Raw genomic sequence first — 14,001 nt, 5'->3', positions numbered from 1 at the left:
AGATATCGATCATGCTCAGATAACTTGCAAATCAAACACCTTGATCAAATAAATAATATCACATTCTTTTTTATCACCGGTAAATGACTGCGCAGTTGCTCGGGTGCTGACGCGCTTCGTGAGACGCAAAAGTAATCATGGTACAGATTTTCAGATGAAGCGCTATAATAACTGAAAGCAAGAGCAAGTCTCTACTTTCGAAAAGCGGGTGAGTCCATGTTGTCCGATCAGCTTTTTTTCCATATTCATTATTGCAACCACAGATCCTTCGATAATAAGGAGCACGCACCGCGAACGATCAGTCGCACACTGTCCCACCATGAACTCATCCTTTTTACCGGCGGGGCCGGAACCATAACCATTGATCAACGGCATTATTCAATAAAAAAAGGCATGCTTTGCTACATCCCTCCCGGATTTCATCATATGTTCGCGGCCGAAGCGGGCCCTGGCGGTTTCTTATCCGTTCATTTCAGCTGCGCGGAGATCGTATGGAGTCAAAGTCAATGGGCGATCCGTGAGGGCACGAAAAAGCTGATGCGAAAAACGGCAAGAGTACTAATCGATTACTACGAAGTCGAAGCACTATTTCGACGCTTGACTACCTATTGGGATAAAAAAAGACCCGGATACGCTTTTGCCGCACGGACTCTGCTGCAACAACTGCTCATTGCCATTGCAGAAAATGTCAGAAGGCAAAATCAAAATTATTCAAGCTCACTAAAGGTAGAGACAATCGTCACCTATATGCAAAGGAATCTGTCGAAGCACATCACTTTGAAAGCGCTAGCCGAACGTGTTCAATTGTCGTCGACGTATCTGACCAGAATCTTTAAAGAAAGCACCGGTTACTCGGTCATTTCCTATTTTAACCAGATGAAAATTGACAAAGCGAAGGAGCTGCTTCTTGACGGCGATTACAAAGTCAAGGAAGTGGCTCATTTGCTTGGCTTTGCGGACGAATTTTATTTCAGCCGGCTTTTTAAACGATCAGAAGGGATCAGTCCAATCGAATATTACCGCAAAAATGTCCATGGATAACAGGATTAACCATGGATCGGCCGCTAATCCGTGTTTAAACTATTGGGTGTGATTATTCATCCTATACTTGAATCTCGGAGGCGCGGATCATGCCGATTTGGAAAAAAAATTTAGTGGTTTGCTGGTTTGGCATGTTTGCGACAGGGATTGGCATGAGCCAGATCGCACCCGTACTGCCGCTGTACATCAGGCATCTTGGTGTGACTCATGAAGCGGCCATCGCTCAGCTATCCGGCATTGCTTTTGGCAGTACCTTTATCTTGTCCGCTATTTTCTCACCCATCTGGGGATCGGTGGCCGATAAGTTTGGCCGCAAGCCTATGCTGCTTCGGGCCAGTCTGGGCATGGCGGTTGTGATCGGCTGCATGGGGTTTGCCCCCAATGTCGCCGTACTGATCGGGCTTCGCCTGCTGCAAGGCGTGATCACCGGTTACAGCACAGCCTGTACGACTCTGATCGCGACCCAGACGGATCAGGAACATGCCGGATGGGCGCTGGGCACTCTGTCAACCGCCAACATTGCCGGTTCGCTGATCGGTCCGCTGATCGGCGGGTTTCTGAGCGAACATTTTGGGTTGCAAAACGTATTTTTTATGACTGGTTCACTAATGATGGTTTCCTTTTTCACGACGCTTTTCTTCGTGAAGGAGTCGTTCAAGCGAACTGATAAAAAAGTTCGGCATGCTAAGGATATTTGGAATCAGATTCCGGAAAAAGGACTAACCGTTACCCTGTTTGTGACCGCCTTTATCTTAACCATCGCTTTATATTCTGTTGAGCCGGTTGTGACGGTGTTCATGGGGCACCTGACAAGCAGCAGTCATCTCGCCCTGCTGTCCGGACTTGCTTTTTCCGCTTCGGGGCTCGCAAATATTATCGCTGCACCACGCTTAGGAAAGCTGTCCGATCGGATTGGCGCACATAAGGTTATGGTAATGATGCTTTTTACGGCCGGACTGCTTTTTATCCCGCAAGGTTTTGTCACTGCGCCATGGCAATTGATCGCGCTCCGATTTCTGTTCGGTCTGACTGCCGGCGGGTTAATGCCTTCCGTGAATATTATGATTCGAAAAATCACGCCAGCCGCGCTGACCGGCCGCGTATTTGGATTTAGTATGTCCGCCATGTATTTGGGTGTTTTCGGCGGATCTGTTTTTGGCGGCCAGATTGCCGCATGGCTAAGTATTCGTGCGGTATTTTTTGTCACTGCCGCCTTGCTGCTTATGAATGGCCTGTGGGTTTATTGGCGCGTCTACCGGCAAGTCAACGCGCAGGCCATTCGCATACAACACCTGAATGAGGAGCGATAAAAATGAATAAAGAGAAGACCGCTTTAGTAGTTATTGATCTGCAAAACGGGATTGTGAACAGTCAACGCGCCCCATATACTGGTGCGCAAGTGGTTGAAAGGACGATGAAACTGGTACACGCATTTACAACCAATGGATCCTTTGTTGCACTTGTCCGAGTCTCTTCCTTTGATGGAAAAGATTGGCTTGTTCCCCAGACGGATTCAAGTCAGCCTGCGTCGGGGTTGCCTGACGGGTGGGATCACTATGTACCCGAGCTGGATGCCTTTCAAAATACGTATCAAATCACAAAACGGCAGTGGGGCGCCTTTTATGGAACCGACCTGGACTTGCAGCTGCGTCGCCGCGGCATCGACACCCTGGTGCTCTGCGGCATTTCAACCGGGATCGGCGTTGATACAACGGCGCGGGAAGCGTATGCGCACGGCTATCATCAAATCTTTGTCGAGGATGCGATGACTGCGTCGACTAAGGAAGAACATGATCACTGCATCACCCATATTTTCCCGCGAATCGGCAAAGTACGAACAACCGAAGAAGTGCTGGCGGTTCTGTAATAGGGTCTAAGTTTTACATTACAAAGGCATGCAAAAAGAGTGAGGGTCTGCAATCAGATCGCTTCACTCTTTTTTTCTTAATCAACAGCATCATTTGATTCTGCTTTATTGATAGTTGCTTATCTAAATCAATCTTCTACATACCGTTCAAACGCTTCATTTGGGTCTTTACTTGGGGAAATTTCAACGAAGTCACTAAATGACTGAAAAGTTCGGATACACCCCTTGTTTAATAAAAAAATATTACTTGCTACGGACTCGTAATCTCTTAATTCATGAGTAGATGCTATTACAATTCTGTCGGAACCATTTACAATATCATTTAGCCTGTCTAATATTTGACGCCGTGATACCGGATCTACACCGCTCGTTGGTTCATCAAACAGGAACAACTTTTTATCTAGATGCGTTTCGATCAGAGTTAATAACCAACGGCGTTCCCCTACAGACATTACGCTAATCTTTTTATTCATTAATTTCTCATATAAATCTTGTAGCCGATCAGACAATGAAGTGATATCAATTGGAGTATATCCGTTAGATGTACCAAAAATAAAGTTTTGTAAATCCCTACCCGATAAAACTCCAAAAAGTGCGGGTGCTTGCGTTTGATAAAGAATTTTTTCTTTTCCCGGAAGTCCATCTATTTTACCTGATTGAGGAGTGATTATGCCTGTCAACATATCAAAAAGGGTTGTTTTCCCCGCTCCATTATAACCAATCAATAAATTTAACTTACCGGGTTCTACAACCATATCAAGGCCTTTAAACAAAGGACTTCCTGCATATGAAAAATTAATATCTTTTAATTCAATTTTCATTTAGTTCACCTTAATTTCGCATATAAATTGAATTTATTTGTATCTTTGATAAAGACCATGTTCCAATAACTATGTAAGTTACTGTAACTGCAATTAATATATATAACCCACTTAAAGAGAAGGTTCCTTGAAATGAGCGAACAATAAATATAACCACTTGTGTCACATAATCATTAGGGATTAACCCATATAAATATTCCCCCAGGAAATTACCCGTATCTCTCCGAACTGCTGCAATCCATATAAATAAAATAACCAATAAATTTGAGACTGTTCCCATAGTATTTGCCCTAACTTTCAGAACCGCCATAAAAAGCACCAAAAAAGCAATCGGAATGCCTGAAATAAGGTATATGAAAAGTGAGGTTAATAAAATAAAGAAGAAAGAATGAAAATCAAATGTAGATACTAAAGTGGAAAAAATAGTGCTGCAGATGAGCCCAAAAAATAACTCACTCACAATTAAACCACTAATCACTAGATGTTTATTTCCACCTGAAATCATGGTGAATGTTTTTAATGATCCATTTTCTCGGAAATTCAACAATTGTAATGAAATTCCGTTTACCATGACGCTAACAATAATATATCCAAAATAATTGGCTCCTTTTAGTACCAAATGGGAACCATCAATGTGTTTTTCTCCATACAATGAGAAATTAGAAAAAACAAAAAAAAGAGCAGGTGCAACAAGTGTATAGATAAAAGGAATCTTTTCTGACCAAATAATTTTATTGAATACTTTAAAATAATTGTATATTATTTTCAAGTTCATTCTTTATACCCTCTTTTCAAGGAAAAGGAATTTGCTTCCCTTTGTTAGGAAATTTATTCATATTAAGCAGTTTGCATATCCTGTATCTTTCTGGTTCTAACAAGGGTACATACATATGTGGAAATGCATCAGGCGAATAAACTTTTGTGATTTTTAATCTAGTTTGTTTATTATGCGGGGGGATGCTTACAATATAAGAGTGAATACCAAGCATTTTAAAACTTTCAAGGATCGCTTGTATGCATAATTGATTATCCGTCAAATCAAACAAATCATTTTCATGTAAATAAAGTGTATCACTTTCCTCTAAAAACTTGTAGCTATCATAAAAATCCTGAATCGTGATATTTAAATAATAATCTTTATATAGATCTATTTTTTCCGCACTTGTATTGCCTATAATTCTTTGAGATGCAAAATAGCATTGGAAAAATTCTTTTAATGCCCCGCTATACGCATCCAAAAAACTATTACCAGCAGATAACCCAAGTGCATAGTGTTCAGAATTAAAACCAATAATAAACAGTACATAAATGTTTGAGAATATAGATATATCATAACATTCGAAGTATGAAAACTTATTCATTAACGTTTGTGTCTTTGAAAAAAGTATATCATTTTGATTCAAATGATAAAGTATATCTTTAAATTTATACCTCTTTCTCTTTTGCTTTCCTAACCAAGTTGCAATTAGAGATTGCCTCTCTGCAAATTCCAGTAAACTAGCAAGCATTGATGCGTTTGAATTAATTTGTGATGCAACACCGCAAGAATCTTGAAACTCTTTATCATAGCCTGACAAAGATTTCATATTTAGATTTAAATAGATTTTAGTTGGCTCAATAAATGTTGAGGGAGTTTCATTCATGGAAAATGCCTGTATTTTAGGTATACTATTTTGTGTCGAATGATACATCGAAAGTCTCTCGTTAAATTCTCCGAAGGCTGCAAACAGAGAGTTTCTTTTATTAAAATCAACCGAATTTCCTGTTGCATTTTTAATTGTTACTGATAAAATTGAAGTTTCATATGTGTCAACACTTGGGAATTTGGCATCTTCAATATTAACGGAATATAATAAAAAGGGCATTCCATTACTATGATTATTTATTAAGTACATAATCTTCTCCCCCTTACATAATGGGTAATTCTGGAAAGTTTAATATGTCCTCTTTTCTTAATTTAATTCTAGAATATATTTTCTTATCAAACCTCAGATTGAATTTAAAGGGCACATAGCTAATAAGATCCGGCGAATATATTTTAAAAGTTAATCGATTATTAAATAAATTAATAGGAAATATATTGACCTCATTAGTATATTTACTTAATGCCATTTTAAGAATTGATAAATGTTGTTTTTTATCTTTATAGTTGATTTCATGTAGACTCAAACTTCGTTTAGGATAGGATTTTAACTTTAATCGTGTTTCAACACTTTTTAAAGATTTTTCCTTTGCTAATGTGTACTTATCAACCTGTATACCAAGAATTTCAGCTTTAATATTCATGCTAGACTCAACTTTAAATAAAAAATTAGCTTCTCTCATCGCCTTGTAGATAGCATTAGTATAATTAGTTCCTGACCCTGTCCCGATAATTAAAGGTAGCTCTTTTTTATACAAAACAACATAAGCAACAATAAAAGGATAGAACGATAAATTAATATACATTTTATACTTGAACTCTCTGAATCCATATCGGAGTACAAATTTTTCCGTTTGATTTGAATCAACTTCGTATCCTTCATTGTTATACCAAAAAAGAAAGGTGGAATTTTTTTCAATAAGTTCAGCAATAGCAGATATGACCGCCCTAGATGGTACAGTATCACATGCAGTTGCTGTCGTGTCTGTAATGTTTTTCTTTGAAAAGAAGTAATTTTCATATTGAACTTTTTTTAGTGACCCATCCATAACATTTAGAGCTGTCTTGAAATCTCTATTCTTATAAGCCAGCAAGCTTCGTCTTTCAATGGATTCTGAAATAGATTTGTTCAAAGCCTCTTTTTTCGTTTTTCCAAAAGAACCACAATCTAGAGGATTTTCCATGCCGAAATTTTGTAGAGCTCCCATTTTTGTATAAGCAAAATAATCAATATTATTGAAAAATTTTTTATCACAAATATTAAAATTATCGCTTGGAAACCTTTCAAAATACACTTTATACTTCCTTTCTTTTGCCAAACCATTGCAGCATCCCTATTGGCGTTAGTCTTACATTCAATCCGCATGCAACGGTCAGAGCATTATCATTAAATCCTGACCATACACAATCCCCCAAAGATGAATCAATATTTCGATACGCCATTATTAAACTCTCCATTGCTAAACCTATCTCAATACATGCATGCCTATATCCTCTCACTCCATACTTAATAAGCGCTCTTTCCATATCAATGACATATATAAAAGCAATGTTTGATAATGCAAATCCTGGATTTATTGAATTCACATTGACTAGAATATTTTGTTTATTTTTGTTATTAATTCTTTTTATTAATAGTAGTTCTAATTTTGAAGAATCATAAACATAGATGCCAGGATTTTCAACACCTTCTATAGCACTTCCCTCCAATAAAATAAGCATGGGGATAATTGGATATAATCCACCACCAGAGGGATAATTTTTGGATCCCAATCCTCTATAGCGTCCAAAAGCGTTAAATAAAATATCACTAAATTTTTTTTTGCTGATTGTAGCTTCTTTGTTATAAATTCTTGTTGAACGTGGTCCGTCAAAGCATGGAATATCTTTATCTATAGGCAGTTCTACTTTTGATATGTAGTTATCAGGCAGTTCATCAGTATATTCAAGTAACCTTTGCCAATCAAATACTGACTCTTTAAAAGTCCAATTAAACGGCGTAACCCAGGCAGTCTTTTGATGAAATTTTTCTACATAATTAAACATACTTCGATCATAAATTTCGTTTTTCAATTGATCCGCTACAATCTTTTTGTCATTATTTTTCATAGCAATCACACAGTTCCCAATGAAATGAACTATCCTTGATGATGTTGCTGTCCTTTAATTGAATCATCTCAATATCGTTATATTCATCTGGTGACAAAAAAGTAAATTGACCATCACCAATGAAAGATGCCACTTTTTTATAAAGTTCTATACTTATTAGATTTTTGTTTAAATGACTTATTGGATATGATATAGTTGTATCTTCGTCTGATTTATATATTATATCTAGTAGTTGTTGATAATTTATTGATGAGCCATTATTTATACGCAGTTGATTCTTTAAATTTTCGAAATTGCATGTATGACACGGAAGATACCAATCATGTTTATATAAATTATCGATATAATAATTATTTGCATAACAATATCCCATCAACAATACTGAGTTACTTTTTATAACCCTTTCTTTTATGTAATCAGCAAAGCGCGGTTTAAATTTTGTTAACGAGACTATTAATAGATCATTTGAAGACAATACTAAATCTATTATTTCCTTTTTTTCAACAATATAAAGTCTAATCTCTTTTGCATTTAATTCTAAAAGCATTTGTTTTATATTCAGCCTAATTTCTGCGTCATCTGCCAAAATGATTATACGTTTTATTGAGTACTCTTTTTTTATTTTCTCTTTAATAATCCCATTATCATCTAAAAAATCTAATAACTCTTGAATTGATTCTGTAAAAACCATCCTCAATTCATCATAGGAAATTACCTTTTTTTGTTCAGAATCCCAACTCGTTAATAAATTTATCAACGTTCTATCATTTAAATCAACAGCACCATTAATATTTTGTAAAACAGTTTTTTTCTTACCCTTATATAGAAAAAATGGTTGTATTTCATATTCCATGTATAATACCTCCAATAAAGTAAAATAAAGTGACTATATTCTTGTACTCTAAAATGCAATACAGAAATAAGTCACTTTTATCATATTATTAGGATTTCTTAGGATGGAAAGCCTCAACATCCTTATAAAAAGCACTTCCGCTACATGAACAGCAAAGAACAATAGTTGTTCCACCACCACCACTAGCATTACGAATTTCCCCAACTTTACCCCCTACGCCAAATCTTCTTACCTCATGTTGTTTAAATGACTTCATTCCAGGTTTATCTGATGTCTTCGTGTTACGAACAGGTAAAGAGCGTTCATTCTCAGGCACTCCTTCTATGCTTTTCTCCAGTGATAACAGTTGACTCATATCTATCACTCCTTAAAATATAATATTTTTTACATTTTAAGTATATTTTACTTATTCTGAAAATGTTGTCGTTTAATGTCGATGAAATTAAATTTTTTATACCAAACCTATGAAAGATTTAATCTCTTAATGTATCGACAATACTGAACAAAATTTCTTCCCATTATTAAAAAATTTTTTGTTAAAGAAGCATTGAAATCTGTCCTATCTCTTATTATCCGACTAGCAATCAGATCGCGATGCCAGATACAAATTTGGTAGGGACATCAGCATTTCTGACCGACTTCATGATCGGTACAACTTTTCAATATTGGACAGTTGCTGCAAATTGTGACATCTCATCATTTAGTATTCATCTCTACCTTTTAAGAGGGGTATCTTATAGTCAAAAAATTGATTTTTGAGATCTTCTTTTGATTTTGTATTTCAATACAATAAAGCAAATTTGACTAAATGACTTAAAGTCGCCATTCAAGACTGAAGTCTTCTGAAAGACCTTGTGCTCATAGCATACTGAATGCTGACTGAGAACTCAGTCGTCAATCTTGAACATGTCGTTCTTGACCTTATCCGACTGGTTCGCAATATAATTTTCGAATGATTTCTTCGGTCACGTTGCCGACGGTCGCGCAGAAATAACCTCTCGACCATAGATGCTGCCCCTGGTACCTTTTTTTGAGTTCTGGAAACTCATCCTGAAGCAATTGGGATGAGCGTTCTTTCAGATACTGCATGATTTTACTCGGTGCAAGGCTCGGCGAATATGAAATCAGCAAATGGATATCCTTGCCTATGTTCCCCTGCAGGATGGTGACTCCACGGGATTCACATCCCTGTCGGATGAGTTCACGCAGTCGAACGCGACTGGACCACCAACACCTGATAGCGATATTGGGTCACCCAGATCACATGATACTTGATATCATAGACCGCATGGCCGCTTTTCTAATAACCGTCCATACTTTTCAACTCTAGCAAAAGTATGGACAGAAAAGATAAGGATAAAAGCGGATACCGTCTAAAGACGGTGAGTTTAGACCACGCTTTTGGAAACTAAACTATTTACTTTTTACAGCCACTCCACTGCATCACTCATATTTTCCCGCGAATCAGCAAAGTACGAACAACCGAAGAAGTGCTGGCGGTTCTGTAATAGGGTCTAAGTTTTACATTATAAAGGCATGCAAAAAGAGTGAGGGTCTGCAATCAGATCGCTTCACTCTTTTTTCTTAATCAATTCTATTTTAAAAAATCGCGGATCAGCATCCGGATTTAATCCGCATGGATCTCCAGCAAAGTGTCCCGTATGCTATCTTCCAAATAACCATCCACCATTAACATTCAGAATCTCACCGTTCTGAAAAATAGTTCAAATCAACGGCGATCAGTTTTACACTCCTCTGGTTGATATGTATTGAGCAAGCCGCTCATACATTTTTTTGTTTGGACCCTTCTTTTGCCTGACACCAGACACTAAGCAACAAACCAACGAACACGGTTATTGCACCTGTCAGAGGGATTATTTTTAATCCCCATCCGCAGATTAATGTAAGACTGCCAATCAAAGGACCGATGGCATTACCTAAATTAAAAGCAGAGATATTGATTGTTGCAGCAAGTTCCTCAGCTCCTGCTGATTTCTGAAGCATGAGTAGTTGAAAAGGTGTCATGATTCCATACGAAGCAACACCCAAGATGAAAATAGCAATCACGGAGGCCAGCTTCATGTGGTTGACAACAAACAGCATAATCAGGGAAAGAATAAGTAAAGATGTCCCTGTGAAAATAGCTCTTCTCAAGTTCTTGTCCGCTTGTTTGCCGCCGATAAGATTGCCAACGATTGCACCGATACCAAAAATGAAAAGAATGATCGAAATGGAATGGGCTGAAAAACCCGTAATCTTTTCTAATAACGGACTAATGTAAGTGAATCCCGCAAAAAAACCACCGATACAAAATGTTGTTGCGAGAAACGCAGCAATGAATTGGCCGTTTCCCAGTTTCATCAGTTGATCTTTCAGAGACACCTTTTCAAGCCTGGACAGGTCTGGAAGCCCGACAAATAAAAGAATTAGAGTCAGCACGGAAAGCAAAGTAATCACCAGAAATGCCGCACGCCACCCCAATTGAATGCCAATGAAGGCTCCTGCCGGGGCGCCAAAAATCACGGACAGGGTAATCCCCATCATCACGATTGAGATATAGGTCCCTCCTTTTTCCGCAGTGGCAAGATCTTTGGCAGTTAAGACGGCCATGCCAAAAAAGATACCATGCGCGAATGAACTGATGATTCTGCCAAGCAACAGCATCCAGAATGTTGTGGCGAATGTGCAGATTGCACCACCAATAGTGAACACAAGAAGAAAGAGACAAAGCAGAGTTTTTCGAGGCAACCGTCCTGTCAAGACAAAAATAGGCGGTCCACCGATGGCTACACCCAAGGCATAGCCGGTGACAAGCATTCCAGTCAGTGAAAGGCCGATATGAAGATCTTGAGCTAAAGGCAGCAGCAGGCCCATGGGAAGCAGTTCAGCCGTTCCGATAATGAAAACACTCAGATACAGGGCGATCAGGGCACTCAATCTTTTTGATCGATTTAAATTCATGATTTTAGCACTGCCCCTCATCACGAATAGCCAATTGATGCTTTTCTTTTTCTGCTTCTAAGGATCGGAGAGTTAATACCATTCTTTCTTCAAGCCGACTTTGAATAGCTTTAAGCTCTTCAATCTGCTGACTGACCTCGCTAATTTTTTCCTTATAAACCTCAATCACTTCAGAACAAACTAATTTATCATAAGGAAAAACAATAGGATCACAGTTAACGACCTGGCTGATTTGATCAGAATTCAATCCAAGACTGAAATAAAGCTGAATCGTTCGAACTTGGTCAACAGTGGACTCATCGTAATCTCGATAACCATTATCCGTTCTCGCAGAATGAAGCAGCTCCTTTTCTTCGTAATAGCGCAGTGATCGCGCACTTACCCCAGTTCTTTTCGAAAGTTCACTAATTTTCATTCCACACCCTCCCTTCACTGTGACATGATATACCCTGACATTGATGTTAAGGTCAACCCAATTTCATTAACTGAACTTTCAAAAGTATTTTCCCAAATCCAGTGAGGTTCCAGTTTATCCTGATATACGCAGCAACGTCACTTGAAAAGAAGGAAAACATCCCCGAAAAAAGACCTTTGTTCTTTATCACAAAAAAGTTCATGGGAGAAATTAAGCCAGAATGAAAAATTAGTGATAATAGTGATTATGAACAATGATATCAAAGCTGCTTTATTGAACAAATAGTTGATCGTATCGAATCTTTAAAGGTACAAGTAAAAGAATTACAAAGTGATTGAGAAGAATTAAAACCAATAATAAACAGTACATAAATGTTTGAGAATATAGATATATCATAACATTCGAAGTATGAAAACTTATTCATTAACGTTTGTGTCTTTGAAAAAGCGGATACCGTCTAAAGACGGTGAATTTAGACCACGCTTTTGGAAACTAAACTATTTACTTTTTACAGCCACTGCATCACCCATATTTCCCGAGAATCGGTAAAGTACGGACGACTGAAGAAGTGCTGGCGCTCCTTCAATAACTAAGGTCTAAATTTCATCATAGAAGTATGCAAAAAGAGTGAGGGTCTGCAATCAGATCGCTTCACTCTTTTTTCTTAACCAATTCTATTAGATTTGATGCACATAGGGTATCCAACATGAAGTGTCCTGTGTCAAGAGGGTGAATGACAGCATGCCGGCAGATCTTTACCATGGTCAAGCGCCCTACCGGACGGTATGAAAGAATATCGTTCTTTCTACAGACCACACACAAAACCGATATTTTTCGGACAACTTTTCCGCTTTGGAAGCATTCCCTCATTTTGCTCGAATAGATATTTTATCATAACTACGATAAAATCATTGGAGGTGAGTTAATCACGCCGAATATTCGACCGATCTCAGACTTACAAAATAATTTTTCTGAAATTTCCCGCATTGTTCATGAAGAGGCGGAGCCGGTGTTCCTGACGAAAAACGGTCATGGCGATATGGTTGTCATGGGTCTGGAACAGTATGAAGATATCCGATCAGCCAAGCGCATCGAAACAGCCTTGCATGAAGCCGAAACACTGGCGGAAAGCGATCATACCCGTTACGATTTTACCGATGTTTCGCGGAAGTTGCGGAAAAAGTTGACAGACCAAACGGGAAGTAAAAATGTATAAGATCGTTATGCTGCCCATCGTGGTCAGGGATCTCGAAGGTATCGTGGACTATCTGATGCAGTACTACGAATCGACAGCGGTACAGCAATACGACCGTATTATTGAAAAAATTCATGAGCTTGCCGAATTTCCGGAAATGTACGAATCCATACCGGCGGGCAGTTTCATCTGATATACCGCCGGATTCCAGTTGACAAGTACCTCGTTTTCTATATGGTGGATGGCGATGTCATCGAAATCCACTGTATTCTGCACGGAAGCCGTGATATTCATCTATATCTTGATCAGAACTAAGTCTGAAAAAGGATGAAAAGCAAGGAGTGTCATGCGAAAGTCCTTTTCCAGTTATGCTTAAGGCACCAGTGGACTCACTCCACTTGTCAAGTGAAGGCTTGATTTGTATTCAGAAACAAACCGAAATTTATTTACACTATCATTTAGCCTGTCTAATATTTGATGCTGCGATACTGGATTTACACCACATTATGGTATAAAGGAACGAATGTGTTTATAAAACGCTGGTAATTATTTATAAACTATATAATATATTCCATCAGCTTCCCCTGATTTCAACTTAATGGCAGAACGAGCGTACACTGATTTACTATTTACTTTACCTACATAATTATTATACTGTGTCAATGTGCCTGATGTTTTACGTTTATATGGCTTAAAATAAATTGCTCCCGTACGATGTGCACTTACATACAACCCATAAGTATTAGCATTAGTCTTGGCTGAAGTTATAGTAAAAGATGCTCCATGCTTTATCGCTGATTGTTGACTTCCTGCCGTAACACTATATGATGCGCTTATTGTAACAGAATATTGTACTGAATGACTAATAAGTGCTGATTTAGAACCAGCTTTTACCCATGCAGATACTTTTATGCGATCTCCATAGTATTTAGTGCTCTTTTTTTCTTTGTATTTATAGGTTGTCACAATGGGAATTTCCGCAGGAGTTATTGCATTACTATTACCTTTTTTATCGACAGGGGAATTATCTGTAGTATTCGTATTATACTCAATCGTGGACGAATTAATAGAATTATAGTATTCTTCTCTAGTTAAAT

Annotated in this window: 16 protein-coding genes and 1 pseudogene; 6 read left to right on the top strand and 11 right to left on the bottom strand. The window is 38.0% G+C overall.

What is annotated here, in order from left to right; translation table 11 throughout:
* Nucleotides 1–216: 216 nt before the first annotated feature.
* The 3 genes from M3N64_RS06530 to M3N64_RS06520 all read left to right on the top strand — a co-directional run bounded on the left by M3N64_RS06530 (nt 217) and on the right by M3N64_RS06520 (nt 2,908).
* Nucleotides 217–1,041, top strand: a complete 825-nt coding sequence (locus M3N64_RS06530; RefSeq protein ID WP_249099923.1) for an AraC family transcriptional regulator — start codon at nt 217–219, stop codon at nt 1,039–1,041.
* An 89-nt stretch (nt 1,042–1,130) separates the two neighbouring features.
* Entirely contained in the window at nt 1,131–2,351 is a 1,221-nt protein-coding gene (locus M3N64_RS06525) for a multidrug efflux MFS transporter (protein ID WP_249099920.1), read from the top strand.
* 2 nt (nt 2,352–2,353) lie between these two features.
* The gene (locus M3N64_RS06520) at nt 2,354–2,908 is read left to right on the top strand and encodes a hydrolase (protein ID WP_249099918.1); all 555 of its coding nucleotides are present in this window, start codon (nt 2,354–2,356) and stop codon (nt 2,906–2,908) included.
* Nucleotides 2,909–3,036: 128 nt separating this feature from the next.
* Here the strand turns inward: M3N64_RS06520 and M3N64_RS06515 are convergent, their stop codons facing one another.
* The 10 genes and pseudogenes from M3N64_RS06515 to M3N64_RS06470 all read right to left on the bottom strand — a co-directional run bounded on the left by M3N64_RS06515 (nt 3,037) and on the right by M3N64_RS06470 (nt 11,709).
* A complete protein-coding gene (locus M3N64_RS06515) occupies nt 3,037–3,729 on the bottom strand; it encodes an ATP-binding cassette domain-containing protein (protein ID WP_249099915.1) in 693 nt (230 codons plus the stop codon).
* A 10-nt stretch (nt 3,730–3,739) separates the two neighbouring features.
* Nucleotides 3,740–4,504 (bottom strand): hypothetical protein, encoded by a 765-nt coding sequence (locus M3N64_RS06510; RefSeq protein WP_249099912.1) that lies wholly within the window; start codon nt 4,502–4,504, stop codon nt 3,740–3,742.
* 16 nt (nt 4,505–4,520) lie between these two features.
* On the bottom strand, nt 4,521–5,624 hold the full coding sequence (locus M3N64_RS06505; protein WP_249099909.1) for a YcaO-like family protein: 1,104 nt from the start codon (nt 5,622–5,624) through the stop codon (nt 4,521–4,523).
* A 13-nt stretch (nt 5,625–5,637) separates the two neighbouring features.
* Nucleotides 5,638–6,690, bottom strand: coding sequence for a YcaO-like family protein (locus M3N64_RS06500; RefSeq protein WP_249099907.1), 1,053 nt, complete (start codon nt 6,688–6,690; stop codon nt 5,638–5,640).
* Nucleotides 6,668–7,480, bottom strand: coding sequence for a nitroreductase family protein (locus M3N64_RS06495; protein WP_249099904.1), 813 nt, complete (start codon nt 7,478–7,480; stop codon nt 6,668–6,670). Before M3N64_RS06495 ends, M3N64_RS06500 begins: the two co-directional genes overlap by 23 nt.
* On the bottom strand, nt 7,470–8,333 hold the full coding sequence (locus tag M3N64_RS06490; RefSeq protein ID WP_249099901.1) for an McbB family protein: 864 nt from the start codon (nt 8,331–8,333) through the stop codon (nt 7,470–7,472). Before M3N64_RS06490 ends, M3N64_RS06495 begins: the two co-directional genes overlap by 11 nt.
* Nucleotides 8,334–8,421: 88 nt before the next feature.
* The gene (locus tag M3N64_RS06485) at nt 8,422–8,688 is read right to left on the bottom strand and encodes a hypothetical protein (protein WP_249099893.1); all 267 of its coding nucleotides are present in this window, start codon (nt 8,686–8,688) and stop codon (nt 8,422–8,424) included.
* Between the two features lie 532 nt (nt 8,689–9,220).
* Nucleotides 9,221–9,609: pseudogene (gene tnpA / locus M3N64_RS06480) on the bottom strand (IS200/IS605 family transposase).
* Nucleotides 9,610–10,115: 506 nt separating this feature from the next.
* Nucleotides 10,116–11,294 (bottom strand): MFS transporter, encoded by a 1,179-nt coding sequence (locus tag M3N64_RS06475; protein WP_249099890.1) that lies wholly within the window; start codon nt 11,292–11,294, stop codon nt 10,116–10,118.
* 4 nt (nt 11,295–11,298) lie between these two features.
* On the bottom strand, nt 11,299–11,709 hold the full coding sequence (locus tag M3N64_RS06470; protein ID WP_249099886.1) for a MerR family transcriptional regulator: 411 nt from the start codon (nt 11,707–11,709) through the stop codon (nt 11,299–11,301).
* An 883-nt stretch (nt 11,710–12,592) separates the two neighbouring features.
* On the opposite strand from M3N64_RS06470, the gene M3N64_RS06465 reads away from it, so the two are divergent.
* From M3N64_RS06465 to M3N64_RS06455, 3 genes are read left to right on the top strand one after another with little or no spacing between them, the layout of a single operon-like run.
* On the top strand, nt 12,593–12,925 hold the full coding sequence (locus tag M3N64_RS06465) for a type II toxin-antitoxin system Phd/YefM family antitoxin (RefSeq protein WP_368389902.1): 333 nt from the start codon (nt 12,593–12,595) through the stop codon (nt 12,923–12,925).
* Nucleotides 12,918–13,097: a type II toxin-antitoxin system RelE/ParE family toxin gene (locus tag M3N64_RS06460; RefSeq protein WP_249099883.1), complete on the top strand. Its 180-nt coding sequence runs from the start codon at nt 12,918–12,920 to the stop codon at nt 13,095–13,097. Before M3N64_RS06465 ends, M3N64_RS06460 begins: the two co-directional genes overlap by 8 nt.
* Before the next feature lie 41 nt (nt 13,098–13,138).
* A complete protein-coding gene (locus M3N64_RS06455) occupies nt 13,139–13,219 on the top strand; it encodes a hypothetical protein (protein ID WP_249100281.1) in 81 nt (26 codons plus the stop codon).
* Nucleotides 13,220–13,450: 231 nt separating this feature from the next.
* Here M3N64_RS06455 and M3N64_RS06450 read toward each other — a convergent pair.
* A partial coding sequence (locus M3N64_RS06450) for a hypothetical protein (protein WP_249099878.1) occupies nt 13,451–14,001 on the bottom strand: 551 nt, incomplete at its 5' end.

This window comes from Sporolactobacillus mangiferae, assembly GCF_023336505.1.
GTDB classification, from domain to species: domain Bacteria; phylum Bacillota; class Bacilli; order Bacillales; family Sporolactobacillaceae; genus Sporolactobacillus; species Sporolactobacillus mangiferae.
The sequence above is the reverse complement of the archived record's forward strand: the minus strand, read 5'-3'. Positions and strand labels throughout refer to the sequence as shown.